The 21,795-nt window shown below is 47.1% G+C and carries 23 protein-coding genes; 2 read left to right on the top strand and 21 right to left on the bottom strand.

The window, feature by feature from the left end; translation table 11 throughout:
• Positions 1 to 41 precede the first annotated feature (41 nt).
• The 14 genes from rplN to NSU14_RS35645 form a co-directional block, all read right to left on the bottom strand.
• Positions 42 to 410, bottom strand: coding sequence for a 50S ribosomal protein L14 (gene rplN / locus NSU14_RS35710; protein WP_019908234.1), 369 nt, complete (start codon positions 408 to 410; stop codon positions 42 to 44).
• A gap of 38 nt (positions 411 to 448) precedes the next feature.
• The gene (gene rpsQ, locus NSU14_RS35705; protein WP_039298654.1) at positions 449 to 715 is read right to left on the bottom strand and encodes a 30S ribosomal protein S17; all 267 of its coding nucleotides are present in this window, start codon (positions 713 to 715) and stop codon (positions 449 to 451) included.
• 43 nt (positions 716 to 758) lie between these two features.
• Positions 759 to 956: a 50S ribosomal protein L29 gene (gene rpmC, locus NSU14_RS35700; RefSeq protein WP_019908232.1), complete on the bottom strand. Its 198-nt coding sequence runs from the start codon at positions 954 to 956 to the stop codon at positions 759 to 761.
• Positions 946 to 1,380 carry a 50S ribosomal protein L16 gene (rplP, locus tag NSU14_RS35695; RefSeq protein ID WP_039298647.1) on the bottom strand — a complete coding sequence of 145 codons (435 nt, stop codon included), beginning with the start codon at positions 1,378 to 1,380 and terminating at the stop codon, positions 946 to 948. The genes rpmC and rplP overlap by 11 nt, the downstream gene beginning before the upstream one ends.
• A gap of 2 nt (positions 1,381 to 1,382) precedes the next feature.
• A complete protein-coding gene (gene rpsC / locus NSU14_RS35690; RefSeq protein WP_039298645.1) occupies positions 1,383 to 2,048 on the bottom strand; it encodes a 30S ribosomal protein S3 in 666 nt (221 codons plus the stop codon).
• A gap of 13 nt (positions 2,049 to 2,061) precedes the next feature.
• On the bottom strand, positions 2,062 to 2,394 hold the full coding sequence (gene rplV, locus NSU14_RS35685; RefSeq protein WP_036680546.1) for a 50S ribosomal protein L22: 333 nt from the start codon (positions 2,392 to 2,394) through the stop codon (positions 2,062 to 2,064).
• A gap of 31 nt (positions 2,395 to 2,425) precedes the next feature.
• A complete protein-coding gene (rpsS, locus tag NSU14_RS35680; protein ID WP_039298640.1) occupies positions 2,426 to 2,704 on the bottom strand; it encodes a 30S ribosomal protein S19 in 279 nt (92 codons plus the stop codon).
• Positions 2,705 to 2,780: 76 nt separating this feature from the next.
• Complete coding sequence (gene rplB / locus NSU14_RS35675; protein ID WP_039298637.1) at positions 2,781 to 3,611, bottom strand: 50S ribosomal protein L2; 831 nt, start codon at positions 3,609 to 3,611, stop codon at positions 2,781 to 2,783.
• Positions 3,612 to 3,638: 27 nt separating this feature from the next.
• Positions 3,639 to 3,932 (bottom strand): 50S ribosomal protein L23, encoded by a 294-nt coding sequence (rplW, locus tag NSU14_RS35670; protein WP_039298634.1) that lies wholly within the window; start codon positions 3,930 to 3,932, stop codon positions 3,639 to 3,641.
• A complete protein-coding gene (gene rplD / locus NSU14_RS35665; protein ID WP_039298632.1) occupies positions 3,932 to 4,555 on the bottom strand; it encodes a 50S ribosomal protein L4 in 624 nt (207 codons plus the stop codon). Before rplD ends, rplW begins: the two co-directional genes overlap by 1 nt.
• A 25-nt stretch (positions 4,556 to 4,580) precedes the next feature.
• Positions 4,581 to 5,204: a 50S ribosomal protein L3 gene (rplC, locus tag NSU14_RS35660; protein WP_340949073.1), complete on the bottom strand. Its 624-nt coding sequence runs from the start codon at positions 5,202 to 5,204 to the stop codon at positions 4,581 to 4,583.
• Positions 5,205 to 5,246: 42 nt separating this feature from the next.
• Positions 5,247 to 5,555, bottom strand: coding sequence for a 30S ribosomal protein S10 (rpsJ, locus tag NSU14_RS35655; protein ID WP_017692074.1), 309 nt, complete (start codon positions 5,553 to 5,555; stop codon positions 5,247 to 5,249).
• A gap of 285 nt (positions 5,556 to 5,840) precedes the next feature.
• On the bottom strand, positions 5,841 to 7,190 hold the full coding sequence (locus NSU14_RS35650; RefSeq protein WP_076248525.1) for a globin-coupled sensor protein: 1,350 nt from the start codon (positions 7,188 to 7,190) through the stop codon (positions 5,841 to 5,843).
• A gap of 173 nt (positions 7,191 to 7,363) precedes the next feature.
• On the bottom strand, positions 7,364 to 7,996 hold the full coding sequence (locus NSU14_RS35645; protein WP_052422125.1) for a Crp/Fnr family transcriptional regulator: 633 nt from the start codon (positions 7,994 to 7,996) through the stop codon (positions 7,364 to 7,366).
• A 267-nt stretch (positions 7,997 to 8,263) separates the two neighbouring features.
• Between NSU14_RS35645 and NSU14_RS35640 the strand changes: the two genes are divergently transcribed.
• Both NSU14_RS35640 and NSU14_RS35635 read left to right on the top strand, forming a co-directional pair.
• Positions 8,264 to 8,689, top strand: coding sequence for a V4R domain-containing protein (locus tag NSU14_RS35640; RefSeq protein ID WP_042141724.1), 426 nt, complete (start codon positions 8,264 to 8,266; stop codon positions 8,687 to 8,689).
• Positions 8,690 to 8,740: 51 nt separating this feature from the next.
• A complete protein-coding gene (locus NSU14_RS35635; protein WP_042140136.1) occupies positions 8,741 to 9,082 on the top strand; it encodes a cupin domain-containing protein in 342 nt (113 codons plus the stop codon).
• 89 nt (positions 9,083 to 9,171) lie between these two features.
• Here the strand turns inward: NSU14_RS35635 and tuf are convergent, their stop codons facing one another.
• The 7 genes from tuf to rpoB all read right to left on the bottom strand — a co-directional run bounded on the left by tuf (position 9,172) and on the right by rpoB (position 21,367).
• A complete protein-coding gene (tuf, locus tag NSU14_RS35630; RefSeq protein WP_039298612.1) occupies positions 9,172 to 10,362 on the bottom strand; it encodes an elongation factor Tu in 1,191 nt (396 codons plus the stop codon).
• A gap of 109 nt (positions 10,363 to 10,471) precedes the next feature.
• Complete coding sequence (gene fusA / locus NSU14_RS35625) at positions 10,472 to 12,550, bottom strand: elongation factor G (protein WP_042140137.1); 2,079 nt, start codon at positions 12,548 to 12,550, stop codon at positions 10,472 to 10,474.
• Positions 12,551 to 12,597: 47 nt separating this feature from the next.
• On the bottom strand, positions 12,598 to 13,068 hold the full coding sequence (rpsG, locus tag NSU14_RS35620) for a 30S ribosomal protein S7 (RefSeq protein ID WP_020427074.1): 471 nt from the start codon (positions 13,066 to 13,068) through the stop codon (positions 12,598 to 12,600).
• A gap of 45 nt (positions 13,069 to 13,113) precedes the next feature.
• Positions 13,114 to 13,533 (bottom strand): 30S ribosomal protein S12, encoded by a 420-nt coding sequence (gene rpsL, locus NSU14_RS35615; RefSeq protein WP_020427075.1) that lies wholly within the window; start codon positions 13,531 to 13,533, stop codon positions 13,114 to 13,116.
• Between the two features lie 134 nt (positions 13,534 to 13,667).
• Positions 13,668 to 13,919 carry a ribosomal L7Ae/L30e/S12e/Gadd45 family protein gene (locus NSU14_RS35610; RefSeq protein WP_039298604.1) on the bottom strand — a complete coding sequence of 84 codons (252 nt, stop codon included), beginning with the start codon at positions 13,917 to 13,919 and terminating at the stop codon, positions 13,668 to 13,670.
• 178 nt (positions 13,920 to 14,097) lie between these two features.
• Entirely contained in the window at positions 14,098 to 17,709 is a 3,612-nt protein-coding gene (gene rpoC, locus NSU14_RS35605) for a DNA-directed RNA polymerase subunit beta' (protein ID WP_042140138.1), read from the bottom strand.
• 112 nt (positions 17,710 to 17,821) lie between these two features.
• A complete protein-coding gene (gene rpoB / locus NSU14_RS35600) occupies positions 17,822 to 21,367 on the bottom strand; it encodes a DNA-directed RNA polymerase subunit beta (RefSeq protein ID WP_039298596.1) in 3,546 nt (1,181 codons plus the stop codon).
• Positions 21,368 to 21,795: the final 428 nt, after the last annotated feature.

The raw sequence follows: 21,795 nt of genomic DNA, 5'->3' as shown, positions 1-21,795 counted from the left end.
TAACTGACCTTTTCAATTAAAACCGAGACGGGCTCGATTTATTAGATTACTTCCGGTGCCAAGGAAACGATCTTCATGTAGTCCTTGTCGCGAAGTTCGCGAGCAACTGGTCCGAAGATACGTGTTCCGCGCGGGCTTCTGTCGTCTTTTACAACAACAGCTGCGTTTTCGTCGAATGCGATGTAAGATCCATCTTTACGGCGTACAGAACGTTTCGTACGAACAACTACCGCTTTAACAACATCACCCTTTTTGACAACGCCGCCTGGTGTTGCTTGTTTAACGGAACAAACGATCAAATCGCCGATTGCTGCTGTACGGCGTCCAGTACCACCTAGTACGCGGATACACATCAGTTCCTTCGCACCAGAGTTGTCAGCCACATGCAAACGTGTAAATGGTTGAATCATTATTAATTTCCTCCTTCCGGAAAGGGTTCAGCTTCGTATTAGATGATTACCGCTTTTTCTACCACTTCAACCAGTCTCCACCGTTTGTCTTTGGACAATGGACGAGTTTCCATGACTTTCACGACATCACCAATTTTAGCTACATTCTCTTCATCATGTGCCTTGAATTTCTTCGTGGACTTGATGCGTTTGTGATACAGATTGTGCTTTTTATAGGTTTCAACAGCAATTACGATGGTTTTATCCATTTTATCACTGACTACTTTACCGGTCAGCACTTTACGTGCATTACGTTCTTCGCTCATAGTTAGCCTCCTTCCTGATTACGGATTAAGAATCCGCGGTCACTTAACTGATCCCAAGTACTCTTTGATGGATAACGGTTTTAGCACGAGCTATTTCCTTGCGCACGTCACGAATCCGAGTCGGGTTATCCAGTTGGCCAGTTGCCAATTGAAAACGGAGATTGAAAAGTTCCTCTTTGAATCCAGCGATCTTTTGTTCAATCTCGGCAGTGGTTAAGTTGCGAAGTTCATTAGCTTTCATTTGCTTCACCACCCAATTCTTCACGTTTCACAAACTTAGTCTTTACAGGCAGCTTGTGAGCGGCAAGACGCATCGCTTCACGAGCGATTTCTTCCGACACGCCTCCGAGTTCGAACATAATCTTGCCCGGTTTAACTACGGCTACCCACTTCTCAACGTTACCTTTACCACTACCCATACGAACCTCGAGAGGCTTCTGAGTAATAGGCTTATCTGGGAAAATCTTGATCCATACCTGACCGCCACGTTTGATGTAACGAGTCATTGCGATACGGGCAGCTTCGATCTGACGGTTAGTGATCCACGATGGTTCCAGAGCCTGCAAACCATATTCGCCGAAGTTCAATTCTGTACCGCCTTTTGCCATACCCTTCATGTGACCGCGTTGTTGCTTGCGGTGTTTAACGCGTTTTGGTACCAACATGATTAGTTGCCTCCTTCCTGAGCAGCTTGTTTCTTAGCTGGGGGAAGAACTTCTCCACGGTAGATCCATACTTTTACGCCGATCAGGCCGTAAGTTGTATGTGCTTCAGCTGTTCCGTAATCGATATCAGCACGAAGCGTATGAAGTGGAACTGTTCCTTCGCTATAACCTTCTGAACGGGCAATCTCAGCGCCGCCAAGACGTCCGCCTACTTGAGTTTTAATTCCCTTTGCGCCGGAACGCATAGTTCTCTGAATAGCTTGTTTCAGTGCACGACGGAACGATACGCGACGTTCCAATTGTTGTGCAATGCTTTCTGCAACCAGAATTGCATCCAGTTCAGGGTGTTTAATTTCGTTGATGTTGATGTGTACTTTTTTGCCACCGGCGATAGTTGTAACTGCGCTGCGAAGTACTTCTACTTCTGCTCCGCCTTTACCAATTACCATACCAGGTTTAGCAGTGTGAATTGTAACGTTCACGCGGCTTGCCGCTCTTTCGATTTCAATGCGGGAAACAGCGGAATCCTTCAACTTGCCTTTAAGGTATTCCCGGATTTTGACGTCTTCCATTAAAAGAGTACCGAAATCTTTGCCTGCATACCATTTAGATTCCCAATCGCGAATAATACCGACTCGGAGTCCGACTGGATTTACCTTTTGACCCACGTGTTATCCCTCCTTATTTCTCAGATACCACCAAAGTAATGTGGCTGGTACGTTTGTTAATCCGGCTTGCGCGGCCCATGGCGCGCGGACGGAAACGTTTCATAGTTGGACCCTGGTTAACGAAAACTTCGCTTACGAACAAGCTGTTCACGTCCAAAGAGTAGTTATGCTCAGCGTTCGCAATCGCCGAGTTCAGTAGCTTCTCAACAACCGGAGAAGCGGATTTCGGAGTGTGGCGAAGAATTGCAATTGCTTCCCCCACTTGCTTGCCGCGAATCAAGTCAACAACCAGTTTCGCTTTACGAGCGGAAATCCGCACCGATCTTGCATGTGCTTTTGCTTCCATTGTTTTCCCTCCTCTCAAACGAAGACGTTAATTATCTTCTGGTTTTCTTATCGTCACCCGCGTGGCCTTTGTAAGTACGTGTTGGCGCGAACTCGCCCAACTTGTGACCTACCATATCTTCTGTTACGTATACAGGCACGTGTTTGCGGCCGTCATATACACCAAACGTATGTCCGATAAACTGAGGGAAAATGGTTGAGCGACGGGACCAAGTTTTAACTACAACTTTCTTATCTGCCTCGTTCAAATCCTCAACTTTTTTCAGCAGGTAGCCATCAATAAACGGCCCCTTCTTTAAACTGCGACCCATGTGTGAATCCTCCCTTCATCCGGTTCTTCAAACCGCGAATCGACGCTTCGCGCTAGCCTAACTTGCCAGAAGCGTCTTATTTTGTGCGGCGACGAACGATATATTTATCAGATGCTTTGTTTTTCTTACGCGTTTTGTAGCCGAGGGTTGGTTTACCCCAAGGTGACATTGGCGATTTACGTCCGATTGGAGCACGGCCTTCACCACCACCGTGTGGGTGATCGTTAGGGTTCATGACAACACCGCGAACTTCAGGACGACGTCCGAGCCAGCGGCTGCGTCCGGCTTTACCAATCTTGATCAATTCATGATCTTCGTTACCTACGGATCCGATGGTTGCGCGGCATACGCTGAGGATTCTGCGAACTTCGCCGGAGTTCAAACGAACGGATACGTATTTTTCTTCTTTACCCAGCAACTGAGCTTCAGTACCAGCAGCACGAACCAATTGTCCGCCTTTACCTGGTTTCAACTCGATGTTGTGGATAATTGTACCTACCGGGATGTTGATTAGCGGAAGGCTGTTACCAATTTTGATGTCCGCAGCAGGGCCGGACTCAACTTTATCCCCAACTTTAAGGCCTTTAGGAGCGATAATATAACGTTTCTCTCCATCAGCATAGTGGATCAAAGCAATATTGGAAGTACGGTTCGGGTCATACTCGATTGTAGCAACGCTACCTGGTATGCCGTCTTTAGTCCGTTTGAAGTCGATGATACGGTATTTACGCTTGTGTCCGCCGCCGTGGTGACGAACCGTAATTTTACCTTGGTTGTTGCGTCCCGCATGTTTGAACAGCGGAGAAAGCAACGATTTCTCTGGCTGGTTTGTTGTGATTTCTTCAAACGTAGACACAGACATGTTGCGTCTTGCCGGAGAGGTCGGTTTGTACTTTTTGATTGGCACTATAGTTTCCTCCTTACTTTAAGAGTATTATTCTACCGCTTCAAAGAATTCGAGCGGTTTGCTGTCCGGGCTAAGCTTAACGATGGCTTTTTTCCACTCCGGAGTGTAACCGGAATATTTGCCGTAACGTTTCAGTTTGCCAGGTACGCGCATTGTGTTCACACTAACAACTTTAACTTTAAAAATAGCTTCAACAGCTTTTTTGATTTCGGTCTTGTTAGAACGGATATCCACTTCAAAAGCGTATTTCAATTCGCTCATGTATTCGGATGTGCGTTCCGTAATCACCGGACGCTTAATAATATCACGCGGATCTTTCATTACGCGAACACCTCCTCTACCTTCAGAACTGCTTCTTTAGTGATAATCAGTTTGTCGTACGTCAGTACGTCAAGAACATTGATGCCGTCAGCCGCTACGAATTTCACCCCAGGGATGTTACGAGCGGAAAGTGCTACATTGTCATCATAGCTAGGAGCTACGATCAATGCTTTTGTACCAACCTTCAGGTTGTTCAGAATAGCTGCGAATTCTTTCGTCTTCGGAGCACTCATAGTCAAGCTATCCAATACGATGATGTCATTCTCAAGTACTTTTGAGGACAACGCGGATTTGATGGCCAACCGGCGAACCTTCTTAGGCAATTTCCAGGAATAGCTGCGTGGTGTTGGTCCGAAGACTACGCCGCCGCCTTTCCATTGTGGTGAACGAATGGAGCCTTGACGAGCACGACCTGTACCTTTTTGTTTCCAAGGCTTACGTCCGCCGCCACGTACTTCAGAACGTCCTTTTACTTTGTGTGTACCACGACGAAGGGAAGCTCTTTGCATAAGTGCAGCTTCATGCAGCACATGTACATTCGGTTCGATACCGAAAACTGAATCACTCAGTTCAACTTCGCCAACTTCGTTACCACTAGTATTAAAAAGTGTTACTTTTGGCATTTCATGTTCCTCCTTTCTTCAGAAATTATTTCTTAACGGTTTGTTTAACTTTCACGAAGCTGTTTTTAGGGCCCGGAATCGCGCCTTTAACCAGCAATACATTACGTTCTACGTCAACTCGGATGATCTCAAGCTTTTGAACCGTTACAGTCGTGTGACCCATATGTCCTGGCAGGCGTTTGCCCTTAGGAACACGGTTAGCTTGAATGGAACCCATGGAGCCTGGTCTTCTGTGGTAGCGCGATCCGTGTGCCATTGGTCCGCGGCTTTGTCCCCAGCGTTTGATGTTACCCTGGAAGCCTTTACCCTTCGAAGTACCTGTTACGTCAACAAATTCGCCTTCTGCGAAGATGTCAGCCTTAAGCTCTTGTCCAACCTCGAGTGACCCGAGGTCAACACCGCGAATTTCGCGAACGTAGCGCTTAGGTGTTGCGTTTGCCTTTTTGGCGTGACCTTGTTCAGGCTTGTTGGAGCGACTTTCCTTTTTATCGAAAAAGCCCAACTGCACTGCTTCATATCCGTCGATATTCAGGTCTTTCTTTTGCAGTACCACACAAGGGCCAGCTTCGATAACAGAAACCGCGATTACGTTACCTTCTGGAGTAAACACTTGAGTCATACCGAGTTTTTTTCCTAAGATACCTTTCAATGTTGACACCTCTTTTCTTTTCCTAGTTGCTTAATAATGAAATTACAATTTGATTTCGATATCTACACCGGACGGTAGATCCAAGCGCATCAAGGCATCCACAGTTTGTGGTGTTGGGTTCACAATATCGATCAAACGTTTGTGAGTCCGTTGTTCAAACTGTTCACGGGAATCCTTGTACTTGTGTACCGCACGGAGAATAGTAATGATTTGCTTCTCAGTTGGCAGCGGGATCGGCCCGGATACACCAGCACCCGAACGTTTTGCTGTTTCAACGATTTTCTCTGCGGATTGATCAAGAATTCTGTGGTCGTATGCTTTCAAGCGAATACGAATTTTTTGCTTTGCCATTTTAGTCCCTCCTTCTATCGCCCAATTTATTATCGGACATACTCCGTGAAAATTTTCTGACGTCGACCTCATGGCAAAGGGGCCGGGTGTGTCAGTAACCTCTCACATCATCGCAACGTCTCAGAACAACATTTATTATTATATATAATAGGCGGCTATATTGCAAGGGGATTTGCAAAAACAAATCAACTTTTTCCGAAAAAAATAGAAAAGGTACCTTTCTTGTTCAGAATGGTACCGTACGAGCTGCAATATGACGTTTTTCTTCTATATATAAGGTTCCTTCTATAAATTATCCGTTGCAGATTTGAATTGTCCTGCCGAAGCTGCTGTCTGCGCAGTTGCTGACCCAATACCTTCAATGGTCTGAATGAGCACCTTAATCTCTTCCTCTACCGTAACAATTCTCTGGGTACTCGTCTGCATCGAGTCTACAATATCGCTGAAGAGCCTGCTAGTCTCGAGGGACTGGTGTTTGCCACTCTCTGTCAACTCCTGAACTTTACGGATCTCCCCAACAACCTGCGATGTTAGCGAGCTGGACTGAAGGGTCAGTTCACCGATCCGGACCACCGTGTTCTTGGTATCCTCTGCAAGTCTGCTTACCTCCTGCGCTACAACACTGAATCCCCGCCCGTGGTCTCCCGCCCTTGCAGCCTCGATCGTTGCATTCAATGACAGAATCTTGGTCTGGTCAGCAATATCCTGGACAGCCGCCACAATTTTACGGATCTTCTGTGATGAACTGCTCAGTTCATTTACTGAACGCTCCATCTCATTAGTACTATCATATATAAGATTAATCTGACCCGTAAGGTTGTTAAGCTGTCCATGTCCCTCCCTGGCCTTCCCCTGTGACTCCAGAGCGGAGGCGGCAGTGCGCTGGAATGTATTGTTGACTTCATTGCTGCTCGCCACCAGCTGCTCCACAGCGGCGTTAGTATCTATACTAAGGTCTATCAGTTCTCCGCTGAATTCAGCTATCTTGTGTTTCAATTCGTTCTTAACCAGCAGATACTGTTCTTCCTTTTCCCTAATGTTCTCCTTCTCATATTCCTCAAGGACCAGCTGTTGTTCCAGATTAAGCAATTTGGTTACGGTCTGGACCAATTTGATCCTCTCGACATCTGTATGCGTCTCATTATAGATAGCCGTAATGAATACATTCTGCAGATTCTGAAAAGCGGAGAGATACCATTTAGGCTCCAGGCCAATCCTCTTATGAATATTCGCAATTTTTAGCCGCTTGGCTATGTACTCCTCGTTAACATTACCATCAAAAATCTCGATGATATGCTCGCGCAAAGTCTTTTTGAGCCGTTCAATACTGCTGTGTTCCAGAATGATTGCTTCAAGTTTGTTAACTCCAAGAACCGTATTATAGAATTGATTAGTGATATCGTCGATTCTCTGTTCTACAACCGGTTTCATCAAGCGCAGGAGTCTTAGATCTTCCTCAGTTAAATCAATCATTCGCATTTGCTCATTCAAATCATCATGCCCGTCAAGGGTATGATACATCTCTGTGGCAGTGGGTGCAAAGCTCTTGCTGTCCGTTGATGGAGCGGCGGGAGATTCCTCATTGGTGTTCTTTGAAGTCAGACCATGCATAAATGAAAAAGGACATTTCCCCATACTTCCACACTCCCTAAAATCCTAATAATTTACATTGTCTATATAGAAATATTCTACTCTATCAATAGATTAGATGTAAAGAATTTTAAGTATTATTTTGTAGAATTATGTTGAAAATACGCATGTACAGCACTGTAATTAGTCACATTTTGTCGAATAATAGGATTTCAATCTCAGATTTCTGCAATCTGAATAAGAGCTTCCAGCTCAAGAATATTTACGGTTCTTTTATGCATGGCGATAATCTTCAAAGCTTCCAGTTTATTCAGTTTACGGCTTAGAGTTTCTGCGGTAGTTCCAATCATGGCTGCTACCTCTTTTTGGGCTGACGGCAAATCTACGGATTGTGCTAAGGCATGTGCAGTCACTGCCGATTCTGCAAGATTCCTTGTATACAGGTATACCAACAGCCTGGCCAGTCTCTTCTCTACCTCAAACATGTGCAATGCCCCTGCAGCCTCCTCGGCCTGATGCAGCTGCTCGCTAACAGACATCAGGAAGCTAAAGGCAAGCCCTGCATTCTGCTCCAGCAAGGGAATAAAGTCTTTGCGGTGCATCCGGCATACCTCTCCGCTCTCAATCACCTCTGCCGTTACATCATTATTCTTATTATGGAGTAAGGCAAACTGGCCGAAATAATCGCCCGGGAAAAGAAAACGGACAATATGCTGTTTTCCATCCTTACTGTTCTGAGTCAGCTTGATGAGACCGCTCTTTACTACAAACAATGCTTCAGACGGCTCCCCTTCTCTGCACACTTGACTTCCTTTTTTATAGTTATGGGTCTCTGTAATCGATTCAATCATCACTAATTCCTCATCAGACAAGCTCCGAAACACGGGAACCTGACGTACACAGGCATGCGAATTGCAGGTAGTACAGCTCATGATCCTTCACCCTTCCTTATAGCTGACTCTAACATATCAAGATTCCGGATTCCGGCGGGTGACTGGAAACACATAATTCTCAAAAACTTGATTTGTATCAAGGATTCTTCACCGGCTTATCCTTACAATAGAATCATAGAGAGAGTAAAGGAGTTGGAGTAATTGCTGCAATATTCATTTGAGGATATGCGTCAGATCGATAGGAGTACCCTTGGTAATACGGTACCCCTTGAGTTGTTTCGTACCATACGTCTGATTGGACTCAACCAGGGGCTTCCTCTAGGAGGAAAAGGGACTACGCTTACCATTGGCAGAAAGATTGGTGAAAGTCTGCCTGTCAGTTCTGTTGAGGATCTTCTACAAATGTTTGAGGAGCTCAAAATCGGTATTCCGCGGATTGTTCATTCTGATGAACGTAGGATCAATATTGCTGTGGAGGACTGTTTTTGCAAAGGGCTGCCTTCACTTGAAGATGAAAAAATGGTATGTGATTTAGAGGGAGCGATTCTTGAAGGGGCACTCGGCAAGATTCTTGGCCGTAAGGTCTCTGTTAAAGAGATCAAATGCAACGTTACCGGTCATGAGCACTGCGAATACGAAGTAAAGCTTTAATGGATGTGAACGAGATAAAAAAATTTTAATTATGAAAGCAGGGATTATCTAATGGAAAAGAAAAGTTTAGTTGACGTGCTGCAGTATCAGGAGGAACGTTTTACAAAGAAAATCCTCTTCCAGCAAGGTGAAAGTGTTGTATTCGTGCTTAATTTCATGCCGGGTCAAAAATTGCCTGTTCATAAGCATCCTGGAGCGGATGTATATATCCTTGCTTTAAAAGGAGATGGAACCATTCATGTAAATGAAGCGGAGCAGCCCCTTATTGAAGGAGAGACTATCTATATCGCCGGAGATGAATCTTTTGCCTACACTAATGACAGCTCTTCCCCTTCCAGTCTGCATGTTGTTCTGTCCAAGCTGCCGAGTCCGGCCTATGCCAAAGAAATCTAGACCCTGCAGCCAGCAATAAAAACAGGGCCCCTTCATAATGAAGGGGCCCTGACTTATATTCCGGATCTATCCTAACGGATAGAGACGAATTATTTCTGGATGGAAGCTACGGAACCGGCACCAACTGTACGTCCGCCTTCGCGAATGGAGAATTTAGTACCTTCTTCAATAGCGATTGGGGAGATCAGGGAAACAGTTACAGTGATGTTGTCACCAGGCATAACCATTTCAGTACCTTCTGGCAAGTTGATGATGCCAGTTACGTCAGTTGTACGGAAGTAGAACTGTGGACGGTAACCAGTGAAGAATGGTTTGTGACGTCCGCCTTCTTCTTTAGTCAGAACGTAGATCTGAGCAGTGAACTCTGTGTGTGGGTTAACGGAGTTCGGCTTAGCCAATACTTGGCCGCGCTCGATCATGTTACGGTCTACACCACGCAGCAATGCGCCGATGTTGTCGCCCGCTTGTGCGGAATCGAGCAATTTACGGAACATTTCAACGCCTGTAACAACGGATTTTTTCTTTTCTTCATGAATACCAACGATTTCGATTTCTTCTCCGACTTTTACTGTTCCGCGTTCTACGCGACCAGTTGCCACAGTACCGCGGCCAGTGATGGAGAATACATCTTCGACAGGCATCAAGAATGGTTTGTCAGTCTGACGTTCTGGAAGCGGGATGTATGTGTCGATCGTTTCGAACATTTCAACGATCTTCTGTGCATATTCGCCTTCAGGGTTCTGTAGAGCTTCACGAGCAGATCCACGGATGATTGGAGTATCATCGCCTGGGAAGTCGTATTCGCTCAGCAGGTCGCGAACTTCCATTTCAACCAGTTCAAGCAACTCTTCGTCTTCAACCATGTCGCATTTGTTCAAGAATACAACGATGTAAGGAACGCCTACTTGACGGGACAGCAGGATGTGTTCACGAGTCTGTGGCATAGGGCCATCAGCTGCGGATACAACCAGGATAGCTCCGTCCATTTGCGCTGCGCCAGTGATCATGTTTTTAACATAGTCGGCGTGTCCAGGGCAGTCTACGTGAGCGTAGTGACGATTAGGAGTTTCATATTCAACGTGAGCAGTGGAGATAGTGATACCACGTTCGCGTTCTTCAGGAGCCTTATCGATTTGGTCGAATGCTACAGCAGCGCCACCGTATTTTTTGGACAATACAGTAGTGATTGCAGCAGTCAGAGTTGTTTTACCATGGTCGACGTGACCAATAGTACCAATGTTAACGTGCGGTTTGTTACGTTCAAACTTTGCCTTTGCCATTTGAACAGTTCCTCCTTAATGTGGGGTTCCTTATATTTGAGCCGCCCGCCTACATGCAATTCTTAGATGACTTATGTGATATACCCGGACGGCAAGTTAAAAATTGAATTTATTCTCCGCCTTTGTTCTTGGCTACGATTTCTTCAGCAATGGATTTAGGTACTTCTTCATAGTGAGAAAGTTCCATTGAGAATACGCCGCGTCCTTGAGTACCGGAACGAAGTGTTGTGGAGTATCCGAACATTTCGGAAAGAGGTACCTTTGCACGGATAATTTGCGCACCGCCACGGGAATCCATACCTTCGATCCGTCCGCGTCTGGAGTTCAACATACCCATTACATCGCCCATGTATTCCTCAGGAACAGTTACTTCCACTTTCATGATTGGCTCAAGCAGGACAGGTTTACACTTGTCTTTAGCTGCTTTGAGTGCCATCGAGCCGGCGATTTTGAACGCCATTTCGTTGGAGTCAACATCATGATAGGAACCATCTACGATGGTAGCCTTAACGTCAACAAGCGGGAAGCCTGCAATAACGCCGTTTTTCATTTGCTCTTCAATACCGGCAAGTGCAGGAGCGATGTATTCTCTAGGAACAGAACCACCGACAACTTTACTTTCGAACTTGCTGCCAGTACCCGGCTCGAGAGGTTCAAATTCAACCCATACGTGACCATACTGACCGCGACCGCCGGATTGGCGAACGAATTTACCTTCAACACGTGCTGGTGCTTTGAATGTTTCACGGTAAGCAACCTGTGGTTTACCCACGTTGGTTTCTACCTTGAATTCGCGGCGCATACGGTCGATGATAATATCCAGGTGAAGCTCACCCATACCTGCCAGGATAGTTTGGCCAGTTTCTTCATCAGTGTGAGCACGAAGAGTAGGATCCTCTTCAGTCAACTTTCCGAGAGCTACGCCGAGCTTATCTTGGTCAGCTTTGGTTTTTGGTTCAACTGCGATTTCGATAACCGGATCAGGGAAGTTCATGGATTCCAGGATAACCGGATGTTTCTCGTCGCAAAGTGTATCGCCGGTACTTGTGTCCTTCAGACCAACTGCTGCCGCGATATCACCGGAGTATACAATGGAGATTTCTTGGCGGCTGTTTGCATGCATTTGCAGGATACGGCCGATACGCTCACGTTTGTTCTTGGTAGCGTTAACTACATAAGAACCGGATTCCAGTACACCGGAGTATACGCGGAAGAACGTAAGTTTACCTACATAAGGGTCAGTCATGATTTTAAATGCCAGTGCTGCGAATGGTTCTTCATCCGAAGAGTGACGAACCGCTTCTGTACCGTCATCCAGATGACCTTGAATAGCCGGTACATCCAGTGGGGATGGCAAGTAATCAACAACAGCATCCATCATGAGCTGAACACCTTTGTTACGATAGGAGGATCCGACAATTACAGGGAAGATCTTAACATCACATACGCCTTTGCGCAATGCTGCCTTAATCTCATCCACTGTGATTTCTTCGCCTTCCAGATACTTCATAGTCAGATCTTCGTCAAGTTCTGCAACCTTCTCGATCAACTCGAGACGCAGTCCTTCAACTTGTTCCAAATAATCAGCAGGAATATCAGTAACTTCGATGTTCTGTCCCAGGTCATCCTTGAACATGTGAGCTTTTTGCTCAACAAGGTCAATGATACCCGTGAAGTCGTTCTCGGCACCAATTGGCAATTGAATTGCAATTGCGTTGGCTTGCAGGCGGTCACGCATACTGTCGATAACGTTCAGGAAGTCTGCACCGATGATATCCATTTTGTTCACATAAGCGATACGGGGAACGCCGTAACGGTCAGCCTGTCTCCATACGGTTTCGGACTGAGGCTCTACGCCCTCTTTCGCACTAAATACACCAACTGCCCCATCCAATACACGAAGGGAACGTTCAACTTCAACAGTGAAGTCAACGTGCCCAGGGGTATCAATAATATTGATGCGGTGGCCCTTCCATGCAGCGGTCGTAGCAGCGGAAGTAATCGTAATTCCGCGCTCCTGTTCTTGTTCCATCCAGTCCATTGTAGCAGCGCCCTCGTGAACTTCACCGATTTTGTGCGTACGGCCTGTGTAGAAAAGAATCCGCTCAGTAGTGGTAGTTTTACCAGCATCAATATGTGCCATGATCCCGATATTACGTGTATTTTTTAAGGAGAACTCTCTTGACATGAAATGGATCTCCTTTCAAAATAGAAGTTATTTGAACGGCTATAATCCTACCAGCGGTAGTGAGCAAACGCTTTGTTCGCTTCAGCCATTTTGTGCGTGTCTTCACGTTTCTTAACGGAAGCGCCTGTGTTGTTGGAAGCATCGATAATCTCAGCCGCCAAACGCTCTTCCATAGTCTTCTCACCGCGGTTGCGTGAGTAGTTTACAAGCCAACGTAATCCCAAAGCAGTACGTCTTTCAGGTTTAACCTCGATAGGTACCTGGTAGTTAGCACCGCCGACACGACGAGCTTTAACTTCCAATACAGGCATGATGTTCTTGATGGCAGCTTCGAAAACTTCCATCGGTTCTTTACCTGTACGTTCCTGAATCAACTTGAACGAATTGTACAAAATGCTTTGAGCGACACCTCTTTTACCACCCAGCATAATACGGTTGATCAAACGAGTAACCAACTTGCTATTATACAATGGATCTGGCAATACATCTCTCTTAGTAACTGGACCTTTGCGTGGCATGGATATCCCCCTTTCTTAAATGGTTATTATTCGAATATGCTTGTCTTATTTCTTAGCCTTAGGACGTTTCGCACCATATTTGGAGCGAGCTTGCATCCGGTTAGCAACACCTGCAGTATCAAGTGCACCACGAACGATGTGGTAACGAACTCCTGCAAGGTCCTTAACTTTACCTCCGCGCAGCAATACTACACTGTGCTCTTGAAGGTTGTGTCCGATACCCGGAATGTAAGCAGTCACCTCAAGACGGTTCGTCAAACGAACACGGGCATACTTACGAAGTGCTGAGTTTGGTTTACGTGGAGTCATTGTGCCTACACGAGTGCACACACCGCGTTTCTGCGGGGCGCTCAAATTTGTAGCCTCACGCTTGAGGGCGTTGAACCCTTTTTGAAGAGCGGGAGATTTGGATTTTTCGATTTTGGCTTGACGGCCTTTACGAACCAGTTGATTAATAGTTGGCATGTTGTGCCACCCCCTTCCTGAAATGATAGTCAATTTACAAACATTAAGTCCACAGACCCAGGTGGTTCATAAAAAGACAAATGAAAAGTCCTTGCTGCCGAAGTGTACCCCGGTACAAAAACGTTCTCTTGTTGCTATTGTTTTAAGACGGCTGCCATAGCAGCACCAACTTCTATACCGCAGGCCTTGCCCAAATTCAGCATGGTGTCCACATATGTGACCTTCACACCTTGTTTGCCGCAAAGCATAACAATTCTGGAAGTAAGCCGTTGATCTCCGTCCTCCGCCACATAGACTTCTGCGGCTTGGCCCAACTCCACCGCCTTGACGGTTTGTTTGGAACCGATCTTGACCTGAGCATCCTGTAACCCTCTATCATCAGTCATGAAAAACATTACCTCCACTGAACAAGAATGACAAGGCTACTCACGCACCTTAGACATATTAGCATCCTCAGCACACGATGTCAAGAAAAACAGCAATAATTTTATTAATATTCATAACAGACAGCCGCGTCACGCAAGGTTATCACGTGACGCGAATGCTGAATGCGATGATTATTTATTACTCAGCTGGAACCGTTTCTAAAGCGGCTTGCTTGCTTTCTTCATTCGGATCACTAAGCTTAACATTACGGTAACGATTCATACCTGTACCTGCAGGAATCAGCTTACCGATGATAACATTTTCTTTAAGACCGAGCAACTTATCCACTTTACCCTTAATTGCTGCATCCGTCAAGACACGGGTAGTTTCCTGGAAAGAGGCAGCAGACAGGAAGGAGTCTGTTTCCAGAGAGGCTTTGGTAATACCGAGCAGTACTGGCTTAGCAACTGCAGGTTCTTTACCAGACAGGATAGCTTCCTTGTTGGCTGCTTCATATTCATGAATATCCGCAAAAGCACCCGGCAGGAGAGTGGTATCTCCAGCATCGATAATACGGATTTTGCGCAGCATCTGCTTAATCATAACTTCAATGTGCTTATCATTGATCTCAACGCCCTGGTTACGGTATACACGCTGTACTTCTTGCAGAATGTAGTTCTGTACCCCGCGGATCCCTTTGATACGCAGCATTTCTTTAGGGTCAATAGAACCGTCTGTCAATTCATCGCCGGCTTCAATCTCCTGGCCTTCACTGACACGCAGACGGGAACCGTAAGTGATGGAATAGGTCTTGGACTCCGCTTCACCCTGGACTTCGATTTCACGACGGTCCTTAGTTTCACGAATTTCCTTAACTACCCCGTCAATCTCACTGATTGTTGCCTGACCTTTAGGGTTACGGGCTTCAAACAACTCCTGGATACGCGGCAAACCTTGCGTGATATCGTCTCCGGCAACACCGCCGGTATGGAATGTACGCATGGTAAGCTGTGTTCCTGGTTCACCGATGGATTGTGCAGCAATAATGCCGACAGCTTCCCCGATTTCCACGAATTTACCTGTTGCCAGGTTACGTCCGTAGCACTTCTTGCAGACCCCATGACGGGCACGGCAGCTGAGTACAGAGCGGATCTGCAGTTTGGTAACCCCAGAATTCACAATTTCCTCGGCCTTATCGGAGTCAATCAGATCGTTACGGTGAACGATGATTTCCTTCGTTTCCGGATGACGGACAGTCTCAAAGGAATAACGGCCTTCAATACGGTCGTAGAGATCCTCAATAACTTCCTTGCCATCTTGAATCCGGCTGACGGTGAAGCCTTTATCGGTACCGCAATCTTCTTCGCGGACGATTACGTCCTGTGCCACGTCAACGAGACGGCGTGTCAAGTACCCGGAATCCGCTGTACGCAGCGCTGTATCGGCCAGACCTTTACGCGCTCCGTGAGTGGAGATAAAGTACTCGAGGACGGTCAGACCTTCACGGAAGTTCGCTTTGATTGGCAATTCGAAAATCCGGCCCGAAGGTGTAGCCATCAGACCACGCATACCACCGAGCTGAGTGATCTGCGATTTGTTACCACGCGCCTTGGAGTCAACCATGAGCATGATGGAGTTGAAACGGTCCATCGATTTCAGCAGGACGTTCGTAAGTTCATCCTTAGTCTTCGACCAGATCTCGATAACACGGTCATACCGTTCATCATTAGTAATCAGACCACGGCGGTATTGATTCGCTACTACATCAACCTTAGCTTCGGATTCTTTAAGAATTGTAGCTTTTTCCTCAGGCACGATAACGTCTGATACGGCAACCGTAACACCGGAACGTGTAGAGTACGTAAAGCCGAGTTGCTTAATTTTATCCAGAATCACTGAAGTTTTGGTAGTGTGATAGGTTTCGAAGCAGCGGGCAATGATTAAGCCCAGATATTCTTTACCTACAGCACTGGCTTCCGGAGCAGCCATGATCAATTCGCGGATATCCGCGCCTTTTTCATAGATGAAGTACTTCTCTGGTGTGCCTTGCAGCAGGTTTGTTTTGGTGGCTTCATTGATGTATGGGAAACTGCTTGGATAGATTTCGTTGAAGATAATCTTGCCCACCGTTGTAATCAGTAATGCATTCTGCTGTGCCTCTGTAAAGTTGGTTTTACCCAGTGCCTTAACAGGAATAGCAACACGTGCATGCAGACCAGCGGTTCCGCGTTGGTAAGCTGAAACAGCTTCGTTCACGGTACGCAGAATCATACCTGTCCCCTTTTCTTCCTTGTTATCCATGGTCAGATAGAACGTACCAAGGACCATATCCTGGGAAGGTGTAACAACCGGCTTACCATCTTTAGGGTTCAGGATGTTACCGGATGCTAGCATGAGGATACGGGCTTCAGCTTGAGCTTCAGCGGATAGAGGAACGTGTACCGCCATCTGGTCACCGTCAAAGTCGGCATTGTAAGCCGTACATACGAGCGGGTGAAGACGGATCGCGTGACCTTCTACCAGAATCGGTTCAAACGCCTGTATACCCAGTCTATGCAGCGTAGGGGCACGGTTCAGCAGAACCGGATGCTCTCTGATCACTTCTTCAAGTACATCCCAGACTTCAGGACTTACGCGCTCAACCTTACGTTTCGCGCTCTTGATGTTATGGGCAAGGCCCTTATTAACCAATTCTTTCATTACAAACGGTTTGAAGAGTTCCAGTGCCATCTTCTTCGGAAGACCGCATTGGTACATCTTGAGGTAAGGTCCTACGACGATAACGGAACGTCCGGAATAGTCAACGCGCTTACCGAGCAAGTTCTGGCGGAAACGTCCTTGTTTACCTTTCAGCATATGGCTGAGCGATTTGAGCGGACGGTTACCAGGACCTGTTACAGGACGGCCGCGGCGGCCATTGTCGATCAGGGCATCAACAGCTTCCTGAAGCATCCGTTTCTCATTCTGCACGATAATATCAGGAGCGCCGAGATCCAGCAGTCTTTTCAGACGGTTGTTACGGTTAATTACGCGGCGGTACAGATCATTAAGGTCAGACGTAGCAAAACGGCCGCCGTCGAGCTGAACCATAGGGCGAAGCTCCGGAGGAATAACCGGGAGCACATCCATGATCATCCAGTCTGGCTTGTTGCCGGAGTTGCGGAAGGCCTCAATAACTTCCAGACGTTTGATCGCCCGGTTACGGCGCTGGCCTTGGGCCGTGCGCAGCTCTTCTTTGAGGAATTCCAGTTCTTTATCGATATCGATATCCTGAAGCAGTTTTTTGACGGCTTCAGCACCCATGCCAGCCTGGAACCCGTAGCCGTATTTCTCACGGTAGCTGCGGTATTCTTTCTCAGACAGCAGTTGTTTCTTCTCCAGAGGAGTTTCACCCGGATCGGTTACAACATAAGATGCAAAGTAGATAATCTCTTCGAGCGATCTTGGAGACATATCCAGTGCCAGACCCATACGGCTCGGAATACCTTTGAAATACCAGATATGAGATACCGGAGCTGCCAGCTCGATGTGGCCCATACGTTCGCGGCGGACTTTAGCGCGGGTAACTTCCACGCCGCAGCGGTCGCACACAACGCCCTTATAACGGACGCGTTTGTATTTACCACAGTGACATTCCCAGTCCTTTTGCGGCCCAAAGATGCGTTCGCAAAAAAGACCCTCTTTTTCCGGTTTCAAAGTACGATAGTTAATGGTTTCCGGTTTTTTAACTTCTCCGCGGGACCAAGAACGAATTTTTTCCGGGGAAGCGAGCCCGATTTTCATAAATTCAAAATTGTTAACGTCCAACAAGGAGCAACCCTCCTTAACCTATATCCTGATTTAGTACCACAGCCCTCTCTTGACGGTAAGTCAACAGAGGGCGCGGTCCTTTGTGTAATGAAATTAGTGGCTTGCTGGTGAACTACTCTATGCCGACTTCTGCGCCTTCCAAATTGAGGCTCAGCTTGTCGCCTGACGTCTCGTCCTCATCGTCCAGTTCCTTCATCTCGATCTCCTGCTCGTCACCGCTAAGGATTTTGACATCCATACCCAGCGACTGCAGCTCCTTGATCAATACCTTGAACGATTCCGGAACACCCGGTTCTGGAACATTTTCACCTTTGACGATGGATTCGTACGTTTTCACACGGCCGACCACGTCATCGGATTTCACAGTCAAAATTTCTTGCAGTGTATACGCCGCGCCGTAAGCTTCAAGCGCCCACACTTCCATTTCCCCGAAACGCTGTCCGCCGAACTGAGCTTTACCGCCCAGTGGCTGCTGTGTAACGAGTGAGTAAGGACCTGTAGAACGGGCATGAATCTTATCGTCAACCATGTGCGCAAGCTTGATCATGTGCATGACGCCGACAGTAACTTCACGCTCGAAGCGCTCGCCTGTACGTCCGTCATACAACACAGTCTTACCATTACGCTGCATGCCTGCTTCTTCCATCGTATCAAACACGTCATACTCACGGGCTCCGTCGAATACCGGAGTAGCTACGTGGATACCCAGACGAAGTGCCGCCATACCGATATGGACTTCCAGCACCTGTCCGATGTTCATACGCGAAGGTACGCCCAGCGGGTTCAGGACAACCTGTACCGGTGTACCGTCCGGAAGGAACGGCATATCTTCTTCAGGCAGAATGCGGGCAACGACACCCTTGTTACCGTGACGTCCGGCCATCTTGTCACCTTCAGAAATCTTACGTTTCTGAGCGATGTAGACACGAACCAGTTGATTCACACCAGGAGGCAACTCATCGCCGTTCTCACGGGTGAACACCTTAACGTCAACGATAATACCATCACTACCATGCGGAACGCGCAGGGAGGTATCGCGGACTTCACGGGCCTTCTCACCGAAGATAGCGTGCAGCAGGCGTTCTTCAGCAGTTAGTTCAGTTACACCCTTCGGAGTAACTTTACCTACCAGAATGTCACCGGCATTGATTTCCGCACCGATACGGATGATTCCGCGCTCATCCAGATTGCGGAGTGCCTCTTCACCAACGTTTGGAATATCACGCGTGATCTCTTCAGGTCCCAGCTTGGTGTCACGGGCTTCGGATTCGTATTCCTCGATATGGATCGAAGTGTATACATCTTCCTTAACCAGCTTCTCACTCAGCAGGATCGCATCCTCGTAGTTGTAACCTTCCCAAGTCATGAACGCAACAACTACGTTGCGGCCAAGAGCAAGTTCGCCCATTTCTGTGGAAGGTCCGTCTGCCAGAATGTCACCTTTCTTAACAATATCGCCACGTTTAGCCAGAGGACGCTGATTAATACAGGTACCTTGGTTCGAACGCATAAATTTGTGTAATTTATATTTAACGATATCGCCTTTAACTTCCTTGCCTTCAACTGCCTCTACACGGCGCAGCCAGATTTCATTGGCAGAGGAGCGTTCGATAATACCGTCATATTTGGAGACAATACATACGCCCGAATCCTTGGCGGATTTATGTTCCATCCCTGTGCCGACAAGCGGAGCTTTCGGAATCAGAAGCGGAACGGCCTGCCGCTGCATGTTCGATCCCATCAGTGCACGGTTGGAGTCATCGTTCTCAAGGAACGGAATGAGCGCCGTAGCGACCGACACAACCTGCTTAGGCGAAACGTCCATGTAGTCAACACGGTTACTAGGCATTGTAGTAATGTTATCTGAATCTTTGTTGTAACGGACGATAACCATGTCTTCCTTAAATGTACCATGCTCATCAATCTGTACATTCGCCTGGGCGACTACATAGTTATCTTCTTCATCGGCAGTCAGGTAATCGATTTGTTCTGTAACCTTGCCAGTCTTTGGATCCACCCAACGATACGGAGCTTCGATAAAGCCGTATTCATTGATGCGTGCAAAGGTGGACAAGGAGTTGATCAGACCGATATTCGGACCTTCCGGTGTTTCGATAGGACACATACGGCCGTAGTGACTGTGATGTACGTCGCGGACTTCAAAGCCTGCGCGTTCACGGGTCAGACCGCCGGGTCCGAGTGCCGACAGACGGCGTTTGTGTGTAAGTTCAGCAAGCGGGTTCGTCTGATCCATAAACTGGGACAGCTGCGAACTACCGAAGAACTCTTTGATGGACGCGATAACCGGACGGATGTTGATCAGTGCCTGCGGTGTAATCGCATTGGCGTCCTGAATCGACATTCTCTCCCGCACCACGCGCTCCATACGGGACAGACCGATGCGGAACTGATTCTGCAGCAATTCGCCTACAGAACGCAGACGGCGGTTACCCAAGTGGTCGATATCATCTGTATTACCGATACCGTGCAGCAAATTAATAAAGTAGCTGATTGAGGATATAATATCAGCCTGGGTAATATGCTTGACCGACTTGTCAATGTTGCCATTGGCGATCAGTTTGATAATCCGGCCTTCTTCAATTGGCGAGAATACGTCAATGGTCTGCAGCGGAATATCTTCACTGTCCATAACCCCGCCGGTAACACGGTAGTTCTTGCCAGCTACATTCTTCTCGAAATAAGGAATCAGCTCATCAAGCAGGCGGCGGTCAACCATCTGGCCGGATTCTGCCAGGATTTCTCCTGTAGATTCATCAACCAAAGGCTGTGCCAGACGCTGATTGAACAGACGATTCTTGATATGCAGCTTTTTATTGATTTTGTAACGGCCTACATTGGCCAAATCATAACGTTTCGGATCAAAGAAACGTGCGACCAATAGGCTCTTGGCATTGTCAAGTGTCGGTGGTTCGCCCGGACGCAGACGCTCGTAAATTTCAATAAGCGCCTTCTCCGTGGAGTCCGTGTTGTCTTTATCCAGCGTATTGCGAATATATTCATCATTGCCAAGCAGTTCCAGAATTTCAGCATCACTGCCGAAGCCTAGAGCACGCAAAAGCACGGTTACCGGGATCTTACGGGTCCGGTCGATACGGACATACATGATGTCCTTAGCGTCGGTCTCCAGCTCCAGCCAAGCTCCGCGATTCGGAATTACTGTGGCGGTGTAGGTTTTTTTGCCGTTCTTATCCACTTTTGTGCTGAAATAGACGCTTGGAGAGCGAACCAACTGGCTGACAATAACCCGTTCCGCACCATTGATAATAAAAGTGCCGGTTTCCGTCATCAGCGGGAAATCTCCCATGAACACTTCCTGCTCTTTGACCTCACCGGTCTCCTTATTGATGAGACGCACCTTCACACGCAGAGGAGCCGCATATGTTACGTCCCGCTCTTTAGCGTCGTCAACCGTATACTTCGGTTCACCCAGGCTGTAATCAATGAACTCTAGTACCAAATTCCCTGTGAAATCCTGGATCGGCGAGATGTCCTGGAACATTTCCCGCAATCCTTCCTCCAAAAACCAGTCATAAGATTTTTGTTGGATCTCGATCAGGTTCGGGACCTCGAGTACCTCGTTAATTCTCGCATAGCTCCGCCGAGTGCGTCGACCATACTGAACAAGATGTCCTGCCAACTTTACTCACCCCTCATGTCTACTCACTTAAAAATTGATTGCGAACCCTTGTTTGGACCCGTATAATGGAACCATAACACAAGGATTCAGCCATAAATACAGAAAAGCCCCTTATCGAAATCTTTCGAAAAAAGAGCGCATCTATCCACGGCCAAAATACTCCTTATCCAGTAGATTTGCCCAAAACGTGCGTATTATACGTCACCAAGCAACAGTTTATGCGCTATTATCTATTGTCCCGGCGACCTTCGCCGTGACAGGAACATAGAGAACGGAATTCGCAAAAACCTGCCGTACGGCATGCGCTTACCGGGCGACAATATATCACTTGACATTTCAGCAAACTAAAGACATGGAGCCTAGCTTAATACTGACATTTTATAATAATAACACTATCAACATTGCATGTCAATAAGTATTAATATTTT

The sequence above is a fragment of the Paenibacillus sp. FSL R10-2771 genome, assembly GCF_038000205.1.
GTDB lineage: Bacteria > Bacillota > Bacilli > Paenibacillales > Paenibacillaceae > Paenibacillus_AQ > Paenibacillus_AQ phytohabitans.
Note: the sequence above shows the minus strand (reverse complement) of the source record. Positions and strands in the feature narration are given on the sequence as shown.